Genomic DNA, 19186 nt, shown 5'->3' on the forward strand with positions numbered 1-19186 from the left:
TTATTGTGATGTAAGTTGTAACCCGATGTAAAAGCTATCGCGGCAAGCGCGCTGGTTTTCCCACTTTTGCTATGCTTAGCCTGATAAATACCAATCAAACTTACTTCAGAAGGTTTTATGAGCCTAGACACTACACCAGTGCCTGAGCTCTCCGGTCAACAGCGCCGTTGTCATGCGTTATTGCTGCTGTTTACTCCGACATTGCCGGTAAAACTGGAGACTATCAGTCAATTAAATGGCGTCGGGCTTCCGACCACCCGGCAAGATATAGCCGAGGTGGCGAACGAAATCCAGCGTTTCTATCATCTGGATATTCGTACCAATCCGGCTGAGGACTGCCAACTACAAGGAACGTTACTGAATAAACGGCTGTGCCTGATTCATTGGCTACGCCGAGGGCTACGCTATTGTCCCGAGTTTATCGATAATAACTTTGTGCCTGCGTTACATCAGGCGCTGCAATGGCAAGGTGAAAATGCCGTATTACCGCCGCTACAAGCTATCGTTGAACAATGTGAACATCATTTGCCTCGCCCGTTGGACGAACGTGACCGCTATTTTTTGCAGATTTACCTGGCCTACGCGGTTTGGGAAAATCAACAACAAAGCTACCCACAGTTAGAACAGCAGCAGGTGACATGGTTGAGCCAAAAGGTAGAACTGACCGCCGCCGAGAGCCTGTTTTACACCCTGAATAATCAGCTTCCCCAACCATTAGCCAGCAGCGAGCGGGATGTGTTTATCCTGACGTTGACCATGATTAAAGCGCATAGCTACAGCAGCAACCATTCCCCGGAAGACGCTCGCCTGATGGATTCCATTCATCGATTGATTGAACGCTTTCAACAGATTTCCGGAATGGTATTCAGCAGTGACGATGAGTTAATTAGCCAACTATTTGCTCATTTGGCTCCAGCAATCGAGCGCTGCCGTTTTCATATTGGCGTGGATAATATTTTACTGGATGAAATTAGCAGCAAGTATCCGCGCTTGTTACGGACGACTCGCGAAGCTTTAACCGATTTTGAACGGGAATATCAGATTGAATTTTCGGCCGATGAGCTAGGGCTGATAGCCATTAGCTTTGGTGCCTGGCTGATGCAGGGCAATGCGTTACAAGAAAAACAGATTTTACTGCTAACCGACGGGAATCCTGAGTTGGAGCAGCGCGTAGAACAGCAACTACGTGAACTAACGCTACTCCCCCTGTATATCAAATACTTATCTTATTCTGAATACCTAAAATCTGGCGCTCCGCCCGGTGCTAATCTAGTAATTTCCCCCTATAAAAGAGAAGCACCCGAGCCAACGCCGCCGTTAATTCAGGTGCTTTTACCGCTAACAAAAGCAGATCAGATCGCTATTCGTCGTTGGCTGGAAACGCCTTAATCCGCCAGATCTTCTGGGTTAGCCACCACTTTTGGCCGGATAAATAGAGCCGGTACGGCCACCAGCGCCATCACCCAGAATACGCCGCCCTGAATATGTTCAAACAGGAAGCCGGAAATCACCGTCATCACCGCAATCCCTCCTCCCATCGCCAACCCAGAGTAAACGGATTGCAGACGAATCACGTCCGCGCCACGGCGAGCGGCGATAAAGCGCATTGCCGCTAGGTGGCAAACGGTAAAGGAGCCGCAGTGTAAAATCTGAATCAGCAACAGCCAATGCAGCTCGGTAGTCGATGCCATCAGGCCCCAGCGAATAATCCCGCTGATAGCGGAAAGCAACAGCAGGCCGCGCGCCGTCCAGCGGCGGAATAGCACATTACTGAAAGCGAAGACCAGAATCTCGGCCACCACGCCCAACGACCACAGATAACCGATAGTCGCCGCCGAATAACCGGCTTCTTTCCAGTAAATTGCGCTAAAGCTGTAGTAACCCGCATGAGCGCCTTGCAACAGCGTCACGCACAGCAAAAATCGCCAGACCGGCCCTTCAGACAGCAAGGTTTTCCACTTAGTCGCCGGTACTGTATTGCTACGAATCTCGCCTTTAGGCATCACGCTCGGACGTAATAAGACGCCCAGAAGCATCGCTGCTACCGCGACGGTCAGGCTATAAAGAATCGCGTTATGTCCCCAAACAGATACCAGTTTGCCGGTCAACGCTGAACCAATGACAAACGCCAGCGACCCCCACAGACGTACCTTGCCATAATCCATTGAGATCTGTTTTTGCCAGGTCGCTGCCAGCGCATCGGTCAGAGGAACCAGCGGGCCGAAAAACAGGTTAAAACCGGCAATAACTATCATCAACCATGCCCAGCCGCTGCCAAACCAAAAACCAATGGCAAATGCCAGCGTCAGCAAAGCCAGAATTCTTAGTGCAGTAACCAGATGGGAGGGATTTTTCACGCTAGGGGCAATAATTAAACTGCCGAGAAAGCGAGAAACCAGACCCGCACCTAACAAGATACCGATGGTTTCCGGCGGAATGCCTTCACCTTGTAACCACACACTCCAAAAAGGCAGGAAAATACCGTAAGAAAAGAAGTAGGTGAAATAACTGAGCGCCAGCCAGCGTGTTGATTGCAATACCATAATCCCTCCGGAGTCAGCCAGATACTGTGACAGAGCCCTTCTTCGCTAGCAACCGAGTAATCATCCAAACAACTAGTTTGCAAGCCATCTCACATCACGAATGAAAAAATTCTCTTTTATCTGGCGTTTCCGCTTTATTCATTACCGGATATCTGATGAAAAAAAACCCGCCGAAGCGGGTTTGATGACAACAATATAAATTCGCTGAAATTATGCATAAACCGGGAAACGGGCGCAAATTTCCAGAACTTTTTGTTTAGTTCGTTCGATAGTCGCTTCGTCGTTGATGTCATCCAATACATCACACATCCAGCCAGCCAGCTTGATGGATTCCGCTTCTTTGAAACCGCGACGAGTGATAGCCGGGGAACCAATACGCACGCCGGAAGTTACAAACGGGCTCTTAGGATCGTTAGGCACGCTGTTTTTGTTCACAGTGATATTGGCACGACCCAAAGCGGCATCCGCATCTTTACCGGTGATATCTTTGTCCACCAGATCCAGCAGGAACAGATGGTTTTCAGTACCGCCAGAAACCACTTTGTAGCCGCGTTCCAAGAAGACAGACACCATCGCTTTCGCGTTTTTGGCAACCTGCTGCTGGTAAACCTTAAATTCAGGCTCCATTGCTTCTTTCAGCGCTACGGCTTTACCGGCGATAACATGCATCAACGGGCCACCCTGGTTTGCAGGGAATACGGAAGAATTCAGTTTCTTATACAGTTCTTCGTCGCCGCCTTTCGCCAAAATCAGACCGCCACGTGGGCCAGCCAGAGTTTTGTGAGTGGTCGTGGTGACGATGTGCGCGTGAGGCACCGGGTTAGGGTAAACGCCCGCAGCAACCAAACCCGCCACATGAGCCATGTCCACAAACAACCATGCGCCAATGCTATCAGCGATTTCACGCATTTTTGCCCAATCAACAATACCTGAATAGGCAGAAAAGCCGCCGATGATCATTTTGGGTTTATGAAGTTCAGCCTGACGCGCCATGTCGTCATAGTCGATCTTGCCAGACTCATCGATGCCGTAAGGAACGATGTTGTACAGTTTACCGGAGAAGTTTACCGGAGAGCCGTGAGTCAGATGGCCGCCATGGGCCAGATTCATACCCAATACGGTGTCGCCTGGCTGCAGCAGCGCGGAATAAACCGCAACGTTAGCCTGTGAGCCTGAGTGCGGCTGAACGTTGGCATAATCTGCGCCAAACAACTCTTTCGCGCGGTCGATAGCCAGTTGCTCAACCACATCGACATACTCACAGCCACCGTAGTAACGCTTGCCCGGATAACCTTCAGCATATTTGTTCGTCAACTGGGAACCCTGCGCCTGCATAACACGCGGGCTGGTATAGTTCTCAGACGCAATCAGCTCGATGTGCTCTTCCTGGCGCACCACTTCTTGCTCCATTGCACGCCATAATTCTGCATCATAATCGGCAATGTTCATTTCACGCTTTAACATCCGGCTCTCCTGACTCAGCTAACTAAATACACCTAGTGGACCACCCGTTTGGGTTCTGCTCCACAGTGTAAACTGTTTTCACCTCGTTAAGATAGGTCTTGACAGAGGTTTTTACGCAAACGATTGGCTTCAAGCCACATAAGGCTTTTCACTGCTCAGAGTTCACACAAATCAACGGATTTATCCTCATGTTGAGTATGCGGTTTTTTCATAAGTGTGAACTGGAGCGTAACGATAAGCGCCCTAACTACTGAATGTGTATTTACAAGCCAGGTTGTTTTTTATAAGATGTATTTAAAATACATGTATTGATTTGCACATTATTATTCGAAAAATTATAGGAGCCTCACCATGCTGGATAGCCAAACCATCGCCACTGTAAAATCAACCATTCCTTTGCTGGTTGAAACCGGTTCGAAACTCACAGAGCATTTTTACGATCGTATGTTTGCTCATAACCCTGAGCTGAAAGATACCTTTAATATGAGCAATCAGTTCAGCGGCGATCAGCGTGAAGCTTTGTTTAATGCTATCTGCACCTACGCGGCCAACATTGAAAACCTTGCGACTCTGCTGCCTGCGGTTGAACGTATTGCTCAAAAACACACCAGCCTGAGTATTCAACCGGCTGATTATCAAATCGTAGGCAAACATTTAATTGCAACGCTGGATGAATTATTCAGCCCCGGTCAGGAAGTGTTGGATGCGTGGGCCAAAGCTTACGGTGTGCTGGCAGACGTGTTTATTCAACGCGAAGAGCAAATTTATCGTGAAGTGGAAGAAAATATCGGCGGCTGGAGAACCCTGCGTCGTTTCCGCATTGCGAAAAAAGAGATGCAAAGCGACGTTATTTGCAGCTTCTTGCTGGAGCCGGAAGACGGCGGCAGCGTAGTGAACTTCAAGCCGGGTCAATATTTGGGTATTTACATCGAAGATAGCCGGTTAGAAAACCGTCAAATTCGCCAATATTCCCTGACCGCTGCGCCTAACGGTAAATCCTACCGTATTGCGGTAAAACGCGAAGAAAAAGGTACGGTATCCAACTACTTGCATAACATCGCGCAGGAAGGCGACATCGTGCGCATTGCACCACCGCGCGGCGATTTCTTCCTCGATATTTCACCGGAAACCCCAGTAGCACTGATTTCTGCTGGCGTGGGCCAAACGCCAATGTTGAGCATGTTGCATACGCTTTACGCTCAACAACATAGCGCCGAAGTGCACTGGTTCCATGCGGCGGAAAATGGCCGGGTTCACGCCTTTGCCGATGAAGTCGCTGAAATAGCAAAAAATATGCCGAACCTGAATCGCCACGTTTGGTATCGCCGGCCGGAAGAACAGGATATCCCTGGTCAGCATTACCATAGCGAAGGCTTTATGAATCTGGCTGAGTTGCAGTCATTGATTACGCATCCTGGTATGCATTACTACTTCTGCGGCCCCTTGGTCTTCATGCAGTTTGTTGGTAAGCAATTACTGGAAATAGGCGTCCCGGCAGAACATATTCACTATGAATGTTTCGGTCCACACAAAGTGATTTAATTGATAAGTTTTTCTGCATTTTTTTACCGGCCAGTCTGCATTGTTGGCCGGTTTTTGTTGTATTGAATCTGCACTTTCCTCAGATAATTATTGTACTTATATTGTGATCAATAACGCCCCCGCTCGCTTTTATCATTGCAAACATCTATTATTTATATGAATGTTTAAATGTTCATATAATTGAAAATTAATATCATTGTAATCAATAGTATTAAAGTCACTATCTGCACCCAGATAACATAAGGCTAAATACACCCAGCATGAGTAGAAAATTCATAAAAAAAGAAGGGTTGGCTCTGGTATCCATGGCGCGCTATTTAATTGGCGAACGCCCAGGAAATCGACTGAAAACCATCGACGAGTTATCGGAGAATTTCGCGATTTCCGTAGGCGTGGTTCAACACGCCTTGAAGGTATTGGAACAAGAAGGCGCTATCGTCGTAGAGCGCCGTGGCCGCAACGGAACGCAGCTTATGGATCTCAATATGTCTTGCCTGCTACAACAGGCGGATTTGGGTAATATGGTTTGCGCTATGCCGCTGCCCTATACCAAGCTGTACGAAGGGCTAGCCAGCGGATTAAAGGAGCAATTTACCATTTTACCGCTGTATTTTGCCCATATGCGTGGTGCAGAAGTGCGAGTCGAGTGTTTGATCGACGGCATCTACGATATGGCGGTAGTTTCTCGTTTGGCAGCGCAGGATTATGTTGATCAGGGTAAAGTTACCGTTGCGCTAAATTTAGGCACGGGCTCCTACGTTGACGGCCACCAACTGATTTGCCGCCGAGGCGAAGAACATAATATTCGCCGCGTCGGGCTGGATCCGCGCTCTCCGGACCAATGTCTGTTAACGGAAATTAAATTTGCCAATCAAAATATAGAACGGGTCGATGTGCCTTACAGCGACTGCGTCGCGCAAATTAGCCGCGGTGAAATTGACGCAGCAATATGGAACCTGACTGACGATGTTTCCCATGATAATTTACAGGCCACCAAACTGCGTGGGGACGAACGCTATATTCAAGCCTCTCAGGCCGTGATATTAATTAGACCAGATAATCACCCAATAAAACTATTATTGGAGAATGGTATTAACTCACAGCAATTATTACAGCACCAAAGTGATGTACAACTCGGTAAAGTTGACCCACGTTATTAATGAATAGTCCGGAGATATTATGGATCCGCGCCTCAGTATTTTATATCAGGCTGGGGTAATTGATGAAGAGGTATTCCTTGGAATGAATAAAGTTATCAATAGATTAGCTAATTTTTGGCAAATATCCGTTGATAACGTTCAGGGGGAAATGGCGGTGACGCATATGGCTAATGCCCTGATGCGAACCCGCCGTGGCGAACTGATTAAGGGAATGGATGCGGATTTGTTGTCCGAAATAATCCAAAGCGAAGATATTCAATATATTCGAGATATTAATCAAGATTTGCTGGCCTACTTTGATATTAAGCCTGATGATAATGAGCAGGGTTACTTGCTGTCTAATTTGTACAGCCTCTACCTTGCCAGTAACCTACCACCTTTGAGATAAGCAGCTACACTGAAGAACGCACCAACGCTGGTTCATTGCATAATAAATATTCAAAAAAATAATAATTTAAATTAATAAAATGACGCCTGAAAGCGTCCAGGAAACAGCATGTTTTTGAATGCCTTAAGAAAACAGAACCCAGCTCTGATTGATACAGCGATTATGCTGTGGCAACAGGGTAAAATAGGCCCGGATACTTACGTTATCGATGTAGATCAAACGTTATCCAATGCCCAGAGTCTGCTGGACGAAGCCAGACGTTGCAATATCAAGCTATACCTGATGAGTAAGCAATTCGGACGCAATCCCGAACTCTGCAAACGCCTGTTGGCATGCGGTTATCAGGGCGTGGTGGCGGTGGATTTTAAAGAGGTCAGGCAACTCTATCAGCACGGAATTCCGGTGGCTCACGTTGGGCATTTGGTCCAGCCACCGTCGGGTATGGTGGACGAAATTGTCAGTCAGCAACCTGAAGTCATCACCATTTTCTCGCTGGAGAAAGCACAGCAAATTTCTGAAGCCGCTCAAAAGCAAGGCAAAAATCAGCCAATCATGCTGAAAGTCAACCAGGTAGGCGATCTGCTCTATGCCGGTCAGGAAGGCGGCTTTGAACTCAATCAACTGCCAGAAGTCATTCAGGCTATTGCTGCTATGCCTGCGATCAAACTGGTTGGCGTGACCCATTTCCCGTGCATGCTGTTTAATCCTCAGGAACAGCGAACCCTGCCAACCACCAATATGTTTACGCTGCTAGCAGCGAAAGAGATTCTGGAAAAACAAGGCATTAATGTTGAACAAGTCAACGCGCCTTCTGCCGCCTGCATTCAAGCTATGCCCGAACTGGCACAGTTAGGCGTTACCCATACCGAACCGGGCCATGCGCTAACCGGCACGATTCCAGCCAACCAAAACGGCTCTCAGCCGGAAAAAGTCTCGCTGCTGTATCTCTCCGAAATCTCGCATCATGTCGGAGAGACCAGCTACTTCTTCGGCGGCGGTTACTACCGTCGTGGCCACCTGAACAATGCACTGATATGGCACAACCAGGCTTACCACAACAGTCAGGTATTGCCTGTGGATGACAGCAGCATCGATTATTGCCTGCGTTTAAGCGATAAATTCCCGATCGACAGCCCGCTGGTAATGAGTTTCCGCACCCAAATATTTGTCACTCGCAGCGACGTCGCATTGGTGGAGGGAATCCAAAGCGGAGAACCAAAATTAATCGGCCGCTATGACAGTCAGGGGAATAGCCTGGACTAAGGAGATTGCCATGAGTAAATTCATGGTATTGGTCATTGATAGTTTTGGTATTGGAGAAATGCCGGATGTTCCTCTCGTCCGGCCGCAGGATATCGGTGCCAATACCTGCGGGCACATTCTTGAAACCCTTCCCGAATTATATTTACCCACGCTGGAAAAACTCGGTCTTATCAACACATTAGGCTACACACCAAATTTAATGCAGCCCAATCCCTCCGCCGCCTTTGGTCGGATGTTATTGCAACATGAAGGTGGCGATACCTTTATCGGCCATCAGGAAATTATGGGCACTTTACCTTTGCCACCACTTTCTATGCCTTTCTCTGCCGTGATTGATAACGTCGCAGCCCAACTTACCAACAACGGCTATCAGGTAGAACGCATAACTTTAAATAACCTGAGCTATTTATGGGTGAATCAGGGAGCGGCGATCGGCGATAATCTGGAGGCCGATTTAGGTCAGGTGTATAACATCAGCGCTGATTTTAATCGATTATCCTTCGAGCAAGTGCTAGCCATCGGTCAATTGGTCCGTGAAACCGTTAAAGTCGGACGAGTTATCGCTTTTGGGGGCGATTTGCCGGATACCGCCGATCTGCTGCGGGCGGCGGAAAGTCGTGAAGGGAAATATATTGGTATCAATGCGCCTAATTCCGGTGTCTATCGACACAATTTTCGCGTAGCGCATTTGGGTTATGGCGTCGATGAACGGGTGCAGGCTCCAGCCATGTTATGGCAGCGACATATTCCTACTGTACTGATCGGTAAGGTTGCCGATATAGTAAGTAACGCTAATGGAATCAATTACGCGGGGATTGTCGATTCTCAGACCATTCTTGATATTATGCGCGACGAATTGCTCAAACCCGGAGACTGTTTTATCTGTACCAACATTCAGGAAACCGATCTGGCTGGTCATCAACAAGACACCCTGCGTTACGCCGACCGGCTGCAACTGGTAGACAGCGCACTCAATCAGATAATGGCCGCAATGCAACCCGATGACATTCTGGTTGTCATTGCCGACCACGGTAACGACCCCACCATCGGCCACGGTAAACACACGCGAGAGCAAGTGCCACTGCTGGTTTATCAGCGCGGGCTTTCCGCCGTCGATCTAGGCACTCGCCGTACGTTATCCGACGTAGGTGCGACCGCCTGCGCGTTTTTCTCGGCGCCTATGCCGCAAAATGGCCAATCTTTTCTCACTCTGCTACGCCCATCGGTTTCCCGGAGCCATTCCCAATGATTAACCCCAATGGTTATACCTACGCTCACGAACATCTGCATATTGATTTATCTGGTTTTAAAGACAACATCGACTGTCGTTTGGATCAATACGAGCCGATATGTCAGGAAATGCGCGAGCTGGTGAGCAAAGGCGTCAACAATATTGTTGAAGTCACCAATAAATACATGGGGCGTAACCCGCAGTTCTTATTGAATCTGATGCGAGATAGTGGCATAAACATCATCGCTTCAACAGGTTACTACACCGACCATTTCTATCCTCAATTGGTGCGTGACAGCTCGGCACAACAATTGGCACAGACCATGATCGATGAAATCGAAGTGGGCATTGATGGCACCGACCTGAAAGCCGGAGTTATCGCCGAGATTGGTACCAGCGAAAACTGTGTCACGGACGACGAAGCAAAAGTGTTTCACGCCGCCGCACTAGCGCACCATGCCACCGGTCTCGCCATTTCGACCCATACCAGCTTTAGCACTATGGGACTGCAGCAAATCGCGCTGCTGGAGCAATATGGCGTACCGCTGGATCGGGTGGTTATCGGCCACTGCGATTTAAAAGAACAGCCGGATTTGATTTTGCAGATGATCGATAAGGGCGTGTATGTCCAGTTCGATACCATTGGTAAAAACAGCTATTTCCCGGATGAACGACGCATCGCCATGCTGGTTTATCTGGCTGAGCGCGGTGTGCTAGATAAAGTCATGCTTTCGATGGATATTACCCGCCGTTCTCATTTAAAAGCCAACGGTGGCACAGGTTTCAGTTATCTGGTTGATTCATTTATTCCAATGCTTTTGGCCGCAGGTATTTCACACCATCAGGTGGAAATGATGCTGCGCCATAATCCAAATACATTCTTCTCTACGCAAGGACAGTGACTATGAAAAAGATCGGCATCGTCGGGTTACAACGTGAGCTGATACGAGAACTGATCGATAAAACTGCGCCCGCCAGCTTTGAAACTTTTATTCTGACCGATATGGATGCAGCGGTAAAAGTGAAAGATGGGCAGCTGGATTATTATATTGGCGCATGTAATACCGGTGCAGGTGCAGCATTATCCATGGCGATAGCCATTATTGGTTATAACAAAAGCGCCACCATTGCCAAACCGGGTATCAAAGCCAAACCGGAACAGATCGAGAAATTCATTGCCGAAGGCAAAGTCGCCTTTGGTTTATCCGTGGAGCATATTGAACACGCCATTCCGCTGCTGATCACTCAGCTGCGCTAAGGGGATAACCGTGGATTACATTCATATCATCGTGGTTGCTTTGCTAACCGGGATGACCGCCCTGCTTTCTCACCGCTCCGTCGCCGTATTTCATGACGGTATCCGCCCGATTTTACCGCAGTTGGTAGAAGGCAATATGAGCCGCAGAGAAGCGGGCAGTATCGCTTTCGGCCTCAGCGTCGGTTTTATCGCTTCAGTCGGGATTTCCTTTACACTTTCCACCGGTTTACTGAACTCCTGGCTACTGTTCCTGCCAACTGACATCATCGGCGTGCTGGCGATCAACAGCTATCTAGCATTTGCTCTCGGCGCCGCCTGGGGCATTCTGGCGCTGACCTCACTGCCTGCAGTCAACACAGCGTTAACCTCTCTGCCAGTCAACTTTATCGGTTCGCTGGGTGAACTGAGCAGCCCCGTTATCTCTGCCTTTGCGCTGTTCCCACTGGTCGCTATTTTCTATCAGTTTGGCTGGAAAACTGCGGTAGTTTCAGCAATTATCGTGCTGATGACCCGTTTGGTTATCACTCGTTTCACCGGCTTGTTCCCTGAATCCATCGAAATCTTTGTCGGCATGGTATTGCTCATCGGTATAGCTATTGCTCAGGATCTTCGCGCCAAAACCCACCTCGGCGGTGGTGGAGGACATTCAGTATTTGAGGAGCGAACCCAGAGGATAATTAAGAACCTGCCGCTATTGGCTATTGTCGGCGGGCTGATTTCCGCCGTTGCCAGTATGAAACTGTTTGCCGGTAGCGAAGTATCAATTTATACGCTGGCAAAAGCCTATGCGCCGGGGATTACGCCGGAAGAGTCACTGTCACTGGTTCATCAGGCTTCATTGGCCGAATTTATGCGTGGCTTAGGCTTTGTGCCACTGATTGCCACCACAGCGCTAGCGACTGGCGTGTATGCGGTAGCCGGTTTCACCTTCGTCTTTGTCGTCGGTTACCTGATTCCAAACCCGCTGCTGGCGGCGTTGGTCGGTGCCGTAGTGATCTCGCTAGAAGTGCTGCTGCTACGCACTATTGGTAAATGGCTTGGCCGCTTCCCATCAGTGCGTAACGCTTCGGATAATATCCGTAACGCTATGAATTTGTTGATGGAATATGCGTTACTGATCGGCGCTATTTTTGCTTCCATCAAAATGGCTGGCTATACCGGTTTCACTATTACCACGGCGTTATACTTCCTGAATGAAGCTATTGGCCGCCCGGTAATGAAAATTGCAGCGCCTGTCGTTGCAGTGATTCTAGCGGGTATCTTGCTTAACCTGTTCTATTGGCTTGGATTGTTCGTCGTTCCGGTCTGATGGAAAAACGCAGTGTTCAGCGGATAAATGCCAGACAATCGACAGCAAGCTAGTAGCAACGTCGATTAGCATTCAATTAGCGGTAAAAAAAGAACCCCATAAATGGGGTTCTTTTCTATGATACGATCTGATTTTTATGTTTTCGATTTAGTATCAGTTAGATAGCTTCTTCATCCTGCTCACCGGTACGAATACGTACCACTCGCGCGACATCAAACACAAAAATCTTACCGTCGCCGATCTTGCCGGTTTGAGCCGTTTGCATAATGGCTTCTACACAGGTATCCACGATATCATCAGCAACGACGATTTCGATTTTAACCTTAGGTAAGAAATCCACCATATACTCAGCCCCGCGGTAAAGCTCTGTATGGCCTTTCTGGCGACCGAAGCCTTTCACTTCGGTAACCGTCATCCCGGTAATGCCCACTTCAGCCAAAGCTTCACGGACGTCATCCAGTTTGAACGGTTTAATAATCGCGTCAATTTTCTTCATGGCGAATTCCTGTTTTACCAATTTTTGCGGCCAAAGCCGGATGTGATCGGATAGCGTCTATCCTTGCCGAAACTGCGAGCGGTAATGCGCGGCCCAACAGCTGACTGACGCCGTTTATATTCGTTAATATCTACCAGACGAATGACCTTGCGCACAATGGCCTCGTCAAAGCCTTCAGCCACCAGATCGGCGACCGACTTATCATGTTCAACGTAGCCTTCCAGAATCGCATCGAGAATGTCGTAAGGCGGTAGGCTGTCCTGATCTAACTGATCCGGTGCCAGTTCAGCGGACGGCGGACGATCGATAACCCGCTGTGGGATCACGTAAGAAACGGTATTTCGATATTCGCACAGCTTAAATACCAGCGTTTTAGGCACGTCTTTCAGCACGTCAAAGCCACCTGCCATATCACCGTACAACGTGGCATAACCGACTGCCATTTCGCTTTTATTACCAGTAGTCAGCACAATACTGCGGCGTTTATTTGATAATGCCATCAGCACCACGCCACGGCAGCGCGCCTGTAAATTTTCTTCGGTGGTGTCTTTTTCAGTACCGGCAAACATCGGTGCCAGTTGTCCCATAAAGGCATCAAACATCGGTTCGATAGACAGAATATCGAATTCGATACCAAGGATTTCAGCCTCTTCCTTCGCATCGGCAATACTGATGTCTGCGGTATAGCGGAACGGCATCATGAGCGCCTGAACCTTCTCTTTACCCAGCGCATCTACGGCAATCGCCAACGTTAGCGCCGAATCTATACCACCAGAAAGGCCGAGTACCGCACCTTTAAAACCGTTCTTGGTGACATAATCACGCACTGCCAGCACCAGAGCTTCATACACTTCAGCCAGTGGAGACAGCCCCGCCGCCGGTGCCGCCATGGGCTCCACGACCAAATCCTGGAAGCGGCATAGCGTCGTTTGCTCCGCAAACGCGGCCAGACGATGCGTCATATTACCTTTAGAATCAAATACTTTTGAGCAACCGTCGAAAATCAGTTCATCTTGACCGCCCACCTGATTCAAGTAAACCAGCGGCAAATCGGTACGCTGGCAATGGGAAGCCATCAGCGTTTTGCGAATATAAGGTTTTTCACGGTTATACGGCGAGGCGTTAATCGACAGCAGCAGCTCAGCGCCTGCGGCTTTCGCAGCGTCTACCGGTTGGTTGAACCACAGATCTTCACAGATTAGTAGCCCTAAACGATAGCCTTTCAGCTCAACCACGCAGCTTTCATGACCTGGAGTGAAATAACGTTTTTCATCAAACACGCCATAGTTAGGCAACTGTTGCTTGAAGTAACGACCAAGCAATTTACCTTCGGAGAACAGTGACAGGGCGTTGTACAGCTTATTCCCATCACGCCATGGGTGACCTACTAGAACCGCCGTCTTTTTCGCTGCGGCCTGTAAACGGTCCAACTGTGCTTCACAGCGCAGGTAGAAATCATCCCGATACAGTAAATCTTCCGGTGGATAGCCCGACAGCGCCAGTTCGGAAAACATGACCAGATCGGCACCGGCCTTCTGCTGCTCATGTAAAGTTTGCAACATACGCTCGGTGTTGCCTTCAATATCGCCAACCAGCAGATTAAGCTGGGCTAACGCAATGGAAAGTGTTCTGCTCATATTGGTTTCAATTCTGCCATGCCACAACAAAGACCGAAGTGTAAATCATTCCCGGTCATTTGTTTAGAACCCGCCGAACGCCTTTTCCAATCGGGTTCCAAGGAAAGAAAGCACTATTCTTTGAAATCGTTGGCGTCCAATTCATGACGCGACAACAATTTATAGAATTCAGTGCGGTTACGGCCTGCCATTCGCGCCGCTTGGGTGACGTTACCCTTGGTAATTTGCAGCAGTTTGCGCAAATAATTCAGCTCAAACTGGTTACGCGCTTCAACAAACGTTGGTAAAGCGGTGTTTTCCCCTTCCAGCGCCTGCTCGACCAACGCTTCGCTGATAACCGGCGCCGAAGTCAAAGCAACACACTGCTCAATTACGTTAACCAATTGGCGCACATTGCCCGGCCAGCTGGCGGCCATCAGCCGTTTCATCGCATCGGTGGAGAAACTGCGCACAAAAGGTTTATGCCGTTTGGCGGATTCACGCAGCAGATGATTAGCCAGTAACGGAATATCTTCCGCTCGCTCATTCAGTGCCGGAATTTTTAGATTCACTACATTTAAACGGTAGTAAAGATCTTCACGGAATTCATTTTTTGCCATCGCCTTCGGCAAATCACGGTGAGTTGCCGAGATAATCCGCACATTGATATCCAAATCTCGGTTACTGCCCAAAGGGCGAACCTTGCGTTCTTGCAGCACTCGCAGCAACTTTACCTGCAATGACAAGGGCATATCGCCGATTTCGTCGAGGAACAGCGTCCCACCTTCCGCTGCCTGAAATAGGCCTTCCCGGCTGCTTACCGCGCCGGTAAATGCCCCTTTAGCATGGCCAAAGAGTTCAGACTCCAATAATTGCTCCGGTAAAGCACCGCAGTTAATGGCAATAAAGGCTTTTTTAGCGCGCGGACTGGCACCGTGGATTGCCTGGGCCAACACTTCCTTACCGGTACCGCTTTGCCCGTTAATCAACACACTAACGTCAGATTGGGCCACCATTTTAGCCTGTTCCAATAAGCGCAGCATCAGCGGACTGCGGGTCACTATGGCTTCTCGCCAGCTATCATCACCGGCAGGAATGGAAAGTTCGAGCGCGGCATCAATAGCTTTATACAGTGCATCGCGATCGACTGGCTTGGTTAGGAAGCTGAATACGCCCTGCTGAGTGGCGGCAACGGCGTCAGGAATAGAACCGTGCGCGGTCAGGATAATCACCGGCATACCCGGCTGATATTTTTGGATTTCGGCAAATAATGCCATGCCATCCATTTCATCCATACGTAAATCACTGATCACCAAGTCGATTTTTTCGCGCATCAATAAGCGCAAGGCTTCCTGACCGCTTTCAGCCGTGGTGACATGGAAACCTTCACTTGTCAGACGCATTCCCAACAGCTTGAGCAGGCTGGGATCATCGTCAACCAGCAGTAGATTGGCCGGTTTGCGTGGTGTCATGTGGCTCGGACTCCTTTTGGGAAGCGGGTGACGGCTGGGTGGCCGGAGGCGAGTAGGTCTCTGCCGGTTTGGCATCCGGCGCTTTTACCGGAGTGGTCGGCTGAGCCGCGGGTTCCACTGGCTTCGCCGCTTTTTCTGCCGCAGGTTTGGGTTCTACTGGCTTTGTTTCCACCGGTTTAGTTTCCACCGGTTTCGTCTCTACCGGTTTCGTCTCTACCGGCTTTTTCTCTGCCGCTTTCTCTTCTTTCATTTCAGCCGCTTTTGTTGGCTCTGGTTTAGGCGCAGCGGCGGCTTTGATCTCAGCCTCTGGCTCAGAAATTTCATTTTGCAGTTGTTTACGTGAAGAAAGCTGACGTTCGATATCAGTCAGGTTTTCCAGCTTACGGGTGGTATCCTGTAAATGATATTGCAAACGCACCTGACTTTCCCGTAGGCGATCAATCTGGCTGTCTGATTCATCCTGTAAACGCTGATAACGGGCACGCTCTTCGGATAGGGAAATACGCAGCACTTGCTGTTCCCGCCATAGCTGAATCAGCGGTCGCAGAGAGCCGGGGAAAGTCTGGCTATAGCTATTTAGACGCTCAACGATCTGGCGACGCTCAGCCATCGACGGATCGGCGCTGCCGATCAAAATGCCCTGCTTAAACGCCGTTGACCAGGATAGGGTTTGCATAGATTTGGCCAAGGCCCTGGACTGCGCTGTGCTTAAACGCTCAGCACAATCCATTGCTCTCAGCCAATAAAGCGAATTCTCCAGAACTTCTTTATCTTCGATACCCCACAGCGTGTCACATTGAGCGGTGCGGTAATCTACAATTTTGCTTTCGGGAATCACCAACTGCACCGCCTGGGAAAAGCGTCCGTTGGCGGAACGATCGATACATCCACTCAATAGTAGTGGGGCAAGTAACAGCGTCCCCAAAAAAGCGGCCTTACGATAAGATGGCGTTGCGACCGCCTCCACGGAGGATCGCGGCAAAGATTCGGTCTTTTCGAAAAAGCGACTGACAGACCACTTGTACATTATTTATTCATTCTCGGCGGTTAATGGCAATTCAATGCGGAAACAGACAGCTGCATCATCCTGTTCTACCAGATGCAGTTCGCCCTGCATACGTCTGATGCAATCCTGAGCAATGCTCAGTCCCAGTCCACTTCCCTTAACGGCCCCTTTTCGCTGATGGCTTCCCTGGAAAAAAGGCTCAAATATCATGGTTTCTTCGGCTAGTGGAATCGGAGTGCCAGTATTAGCGACATCAATTTGCACCCGATTTCCCACCTGACGGCTGCGGACCCAAATGGTACCGGATTCCTCGCCATAGTGCACCGCATTGGAGTAGAGATTATCGAGAACTCGCATTAATAATGTGGGTTCAGCCCAGCAGATATCCGCTTGCAGATCGACTTCGGTACGAATTTGCTTGGCTCTGGCTGGCAAACTATGGGCAGAAATAACCCCTTCAACCACTTCCTCCAGTTCAACATTTTCATGCTCACCGGAGCCGTCTGCCAGCTTACGATTGTAATCCAGTAATTGTTCAATGAGTTGCTGTAAATGGCGGCTACTGTTGTCCAAAATGGCTACCACTTCCTTTTGATCTTGCGTCAACGGCCCGGCAACCTCGTCAGCCAGTAACTCCGTGCCTTCACGCATACTGGCTAACGGCGTTTTCAGCTCGTGAGAAATATGGCGTAAAAACTCGTGCCGCTGAGATTCCAGCCACGCCAGACGCTCGCTGAGCCAGATAATCCGCTGCGCCAGTGAACGTAACTCTCGCGGCCCTTTAAACAACGCTGTATTACCTAGCGCGCGCCCTTCTCCCAGGCGATTAATCATACGCTCGATTCCCTTCACCGGGCCGATAATCATGCGGGTGAATAGCACCACCAGAATCACGCTGACTAAAAATAGCAACAACGCCTGCCAGCCAAAAAACTGTCCGCGTTCAGCAATATCCTGCTGCAACTGCTGGCCACGAGAGAAAATACTGTCACGAGTGGCCTGAACCATCTCGGCGTTAGAGCGAGAAAAACCTTCCAGTTGCTCTGAAGATTGTGCATCTGGCCCGCTGTTCTGGCACTTTATTTCTTCCAACTGAGTGAGTAAGTCACGTAGAGTCTGATAATAGTGGGCGTCAGGCAAGATAGAACCGTGGCTATCCAGCATTTGGGCATACTGTTTACGCTGGTGTTGATAGAGCTTGGCGAGTGTCGGATCGCCCAATACACAAAACTGGCGATAACTACGCTCCATTTCCAGAGCAATGCTGGTCATAGCTTCGCTGCGCCGGGCGTCCGCCAGCGTGGTACGGTTGATATCTGCCGCCTGCTCGCTTAAATGATCCAAGCTTTGGTAAGCCTGATAAGCCAGTACCAACAAGGGTAAAAGCACCAACAGAAACGCCATCAGTACTAGCTGACGCAACGAACGAGGGAATAAACGCCATCTTTTCAACGAAATCATCTCATTACCTATTATTCTGCTTTGATGCTAACCGACTCTCAGAGGATTACAATGTCTGTTACCGCATAAATCCCACACTATTTCATCAACCAATCATCGCTCGCTGATTTTTGAGCAAAAAAAAAGCACCTGCTATGAGCAAAGTGCTTAATTTTAATAGAAAACTGGTTTCCACAATTTTTGATTCATCGATGCGATCAGCCTGTTGTATCAACACTCAATCGAATGAGAAATGATTGCGATAGCGATGTTTGAACAAACCTGAAGGTATTGCTGATTTACGTAACAGGGGCAATAACACTATTGCCCCTGTTAGCAAGAATATGTGGATGCCCTGAAAATCGCCTCCAGTTTGATGAAGCCGAAGCAATCATCGGGGGAATGAGACGAATAGCATCCAAACATGTCCAATATTGATGAACCATTCATCACAGCAGGACATAGGCGGTGCCTCACTCAACGTGTCGTCCGATGCTTGATAAAGCGCTTGCGCGACAATATCGGTTTCGGTGGACGATAGGCACCATTCTTAGGCGTCATTCGATGGCTTATGAAGCGCATATTCCGCTTAACTGCGGGGCTGTCATAAAAAGGTGAATGAGCAACTGATTAAGATAATGCAGTTAGCGTGCCAACTTTAAAATAAAAATACTAATACATTGAAAATAAACAGTTATTTAAAAAAATCATAATTATAATGTAAGAACAACGGTTAAACAGTTAACGCGTCATTAGCCTTCTGTCTCTAATTCACGACACCTAAAAGCATCAATAATAAAAATATTAAAAATCATAAAGTTAAATGTCTCCTATTTGAGACACTGGTTTATGCTTTTGTCGCAATTTACCGACAAAAAAATAAAAATATATATTTTTCAATAAATTAAACTCATCATCTCATACATGAATTCATCAAACCCAATTCCATTATTTATAAATAATGACATTCCATAGACACGGAGAATTTGTCAGCATCA

Annotated in this window: 16 protein-coding genes; 9 read left to right on the top strand and 7 right to left on the bottom strand. The window is 48.6% G+C overall.

What is annotated here, in order from left to right:
* The first annotated feature begins 117 nt into the window (after nt 1–117).
* On the top strand, nt 118–1389 hold the full coding sequence (csiE, locus tag AD970_RS16960) for a stationary phase inducible protein CsiE (RefSeq protein WP_049601759.1): 1272 nt from the start codon (nt 118–120) through the stop codon (nt 1387–1389).
* Here the strand turns inward: csiE and AD970_RS16965 are convergent.
* Together AD970_RS16965 and glyA are read right to left on the bottom strand one after the other, a co-directional pair.
* Complete coding sequence (locus AD970_RS16965; RefSeq protein ID WP_049601760.1) at nt 1386–2543, bottom strand: 3-phenylpropionate MFS transporter; 1158 nt, start codon at nt 2541–2543, stop codon at nt 1386–1388. The two genes, csiE and AD970_RS16965, sit on opposite strands and share 4 nt — an antisense overlap.
* 210 nt (nt 2544–2753) lie before the next feature.
* Nucleotides 2754–4007 (bottom strand): serine hydroxymethyltransferase, encoded by a 1254-nt coding sequence (gene glyA / locus AD970_RS16970; protein WP_049601763.1) that lies wholly within the window; start codon nt 4005–4007, stop codon nt 2754–2756.
* A gap of 351 nt (nt 4008–4358) precedes the next feature.
* On the opposite strand from glyA, the gene hmpA reads away from it, so the two are divergent.
* The 8 genes from hmpA to AD970_RS17010 all read left to right on the top strand — a co-directional run bounded on the left by hmpA (nt 4359) and on the right by AD970_RS17010 (nt 12158).
* Entirely contained in the window at nt 4359–5549 is a 1191-nt protein-coding gene (gene hmpA / locus AD970_RS16975; protein ID WP_049601766.1) for an NO-inducible flavohemoprotein, read from the top strand.
* Between the two features lie 260 nt (nt 5550–5809).
* Nucleotides 5810–6709: a GntR family transcriptional regulator YhfZ gene (gene yhfZ / locus AD970_RS16980; RefSeq protein ID WP_049601769.1), complete on the top strand. Its 900-nt coding sequence runs from the start codon at nt 5810–5812 to the stop codon at nt 6707–6709.
* A 19-nt stretch (nt 6710–6728) separates the two neighbouring features.
* Nucleotides 6729–7097 (top strand): PRD domain-containing protein, encoded by a 369-nt coding sequence (locus AD970_RS16985; RefSeq protein WP_049601772.1) that lies wholly within the window; start codon nt 6729–6731, stop codon nt 7095–7097.
* A 108-nt stretch (nt 7098–7205) separates the two neighbouring features.
* Nucleotides 7206–8360: a YhfX family PLP-dependent enzyme gene (locus AD970_RS16990; protein WP_049601775.1), complete on the top strand. Its 1155-nt coding sequence runs from the start codon at nt 7206–7208 to the stop codon at nt 8358–8360.
* Between the two features lie 10 nt (nt 8361–8370).
* Nucleotides 8371–9609 (top strand): phosphopentomutase, encoded by a 1239-nt coding sequence (locus AD970_RS16995; protein ID WP_049601777.1) that lies wholly within the window; start codon nt 8371–8373, stop codon nt 9607–9609.
* Nucleotides 9606–10493, top strand: a complete 888-nt coding sequence (locus AD970_RS17000) for a phosphotriesterase-related protein (protein ID WP_049601780.1) — start codon at nt 9606–9608, stop codon at nt 10491–10493. The genes AD970_RS16995 and AD970_RS17000 overlap by 4 nt, the downstream gene beginning before the upstream one ends.
* Before the next feature lie 2 nt (nt 10494–10495).
* A complete protein-coding gene (locus AD970_RS17005; protein ID WP_049601783.1) occupies nt 10496–10849 on the top strand; it encodes a DUF2620 domain-containing protein in 354 nt (117 codons plus the stop codon).
* A 10-nt stretch (nt 10850–10859) separates the two neighbouring features.
* On the top strand, nt 10860–12158 hold the full coding sequence (locus AD970_RS17010; RefSeq protein ID WP_049601784.1) for a YhfT family protein: 1299 nt from the start codon (nt 10860–10862) through the stop codon (nt 12156–12158).
* A gap of 157 nt (nt 12159–12315) precedes the next feature.
* Here the strand turns inward: AD970_RS17010 and glnB are convergent, their stop codons facing one another.
* The 5 genes from glnB to AD970_RS17035 form a co-directional block, all read right to left on the bottom strand.
* Nucleotides 12316–12654 carry a nitrogen regulatory protein P-II gene (glnB, locus tag AD970_RS17015; protein WP_004718065.1) on the bottom strand — a complete coding sequence of 113 codons (339 nt, stop codon included), beginning with the start codon at nt 12652–12654 and terminating at the stop codon, nt 12316–12318.
* Nucleotides 12655–12668: 14 nt separating this feature from the next.
* Nucleotides 12669–14291, bottom strand: a complete 1623-nt coding sequence (locus AD970_RS17020; protein WP_049601787.1) for an NAD+ synthase — start codon at nt 14289–14291, stop codon at nt 12669–12671.
* Between the two features lie 113 nt (nt 14292–14404).
* The gene (gene glrR, locus AD970_RS17025) at nt 14405–15742 is read right to left on the bottom strand and encodes a two-component system response regulator GlrR (RefSeq protein ID WP_049601791.1); all 1338 of its coding nucleotides are present in this window, start codon (nt 15740–15742) and stop codon (nt 14405–14407) included.
* Nucleotides 15705–16769, bottom strand: a complete 1065-nt coding sequence (gene qseG, locus AD970_RS17030) for a two-component system QseEF-associated lipoprotein QseG (RefSeq protein ID WP_049601793.1) — start codon at nt 16767–16769, stop codon at nt 15705–15707. Before qseG ends, glrR begins: the two co-directional genes overlap by 38 nt.
* Nucleotides 16770–16772: 3 nt before the next feature.
* A complete protein-coding gene (locus tag AD970_RS17035; protein ID WP_049601796.1) occupies nt 16773–18209 on the bottom strand; it encodes a sensor histidine kinase in 1437 nt (478 codons plus the stop codon).
* Nucleotides 18210–19186: the final 977 nt, after the last annotated feature.

Origin of the sequence: Yersinia nurmii (assembly GCF_001112925.1) — a bacterium.
Lineage (GTDB): Bacteria > Pseudomonadota > Gammaproteobacteria > Enterobacterales > Enterobacteriaceae > Yersinia > Yersinia nurmii.

Excerpts from the sequence above, each read along its gene's own strand:
- AD970_RS17020 (WP_049601787.1), bottom strand. The coding sequence starts at position 14,291 with ATGAGCAGAACACTTTCCATTGCGTTAGCCCAGCTTAATCTGCTGGTT.
- AD970_RS16995 (WP_049601777.1), top strand. The coding sequence starts at position 8,371 with ATGAGTAAATTCATGGTATTGGTCATTGATAGTTTTGGTATTGGAGAA.
- glnB (WP_004718065.1), bottom strand. The coding sequence starts at position 12,654 with ATGAAGAAAATTGACGCGATTATTAAACCGTTCAAACTGGATGACGTC.
- AD970_RS16965 (WP_049601760.1), bottom strand. The coding sequence starts at position 2,543 with ATGGTATTGCAATCAACACGCTGGCTGGCGCTCAGTTATTTCACCTAC.
- hmpA (WP_049601766.1), top strand. The coding sequence starts at position 4,359 with ATGCTGGATAGCCAAACCATCGCCACTGTAAAATCAACCATTCCTTTG.
- AD970_RS17005 (WP_049601783.1), top strand. The coding sequence starts at position 10,496 with ATGAAAAAGATCGGCATCGTCGGGTTACAACGTGAGCTGATACGAGAA.
- yhfZ (WP_049601769.1), top strand. The coding sequence starts at position 5,810 with ATGAGTAGAAAATTCATAAAAAAAGAAGGGTTGGCTCTGGTATCCATG.
- AD970_RS16985 (WP_049601772.1), top strand. The coding sequence starts at position 6,729 with ATGGATCCGCGCCTCAGTATTTTATATCAGGCTGGGGTAATTGATGAA.
- AD970_RS17000 (WP_049601780.1), top strand. The coding sequence starts at position 9,606 with ATGATTAACCCCAATGGTTATACCTACGCTCACGAACATCTGCATATT.
- qseG (WP_049601793.1), bottom strand. The coding sequence starts at position 16,769 with ATGTACAAGTGGTCTGTCAGTCGCTTTTTCGAAAAGACCGAATCTTTG.
- csiE (WP_049601759.1), top strand. The coding sequence starts at position 118 with ATGAGCCTAGACACTACACCAGTGCCTGAGCTCTCCGGTCAACAGCGC.
- AD970_RS17035 (WP_049601796.1), bottom strand. The coding sequence starts at position 18,209 with ATGATTTCGTTGAAAAGATGGCGTTTATTCCCTCGTTCGTTGCGTCAG.
- glrR (WP_049601791.1), bottom strand. The coding sequence starts at position 15,742 with ATGACACCACGCAAACCGGCCAATCTACTGCTGGTTGACGATGATCCC.
- AD970_RS16990 (WP_049601775.1), top strand. The coding sequence starts at position 7,206 with ATGTTTTTGAATGCCTTAAGAAAACAGAACCCAGCTCTGATTGATACA.
- glyA (WP_049601763.1), bottom strand. The coding sequence starts at position 4,007 with ATGTTAAAGCGTGAAATGAACATTGCCGATTATGATGCAGAATTATGG.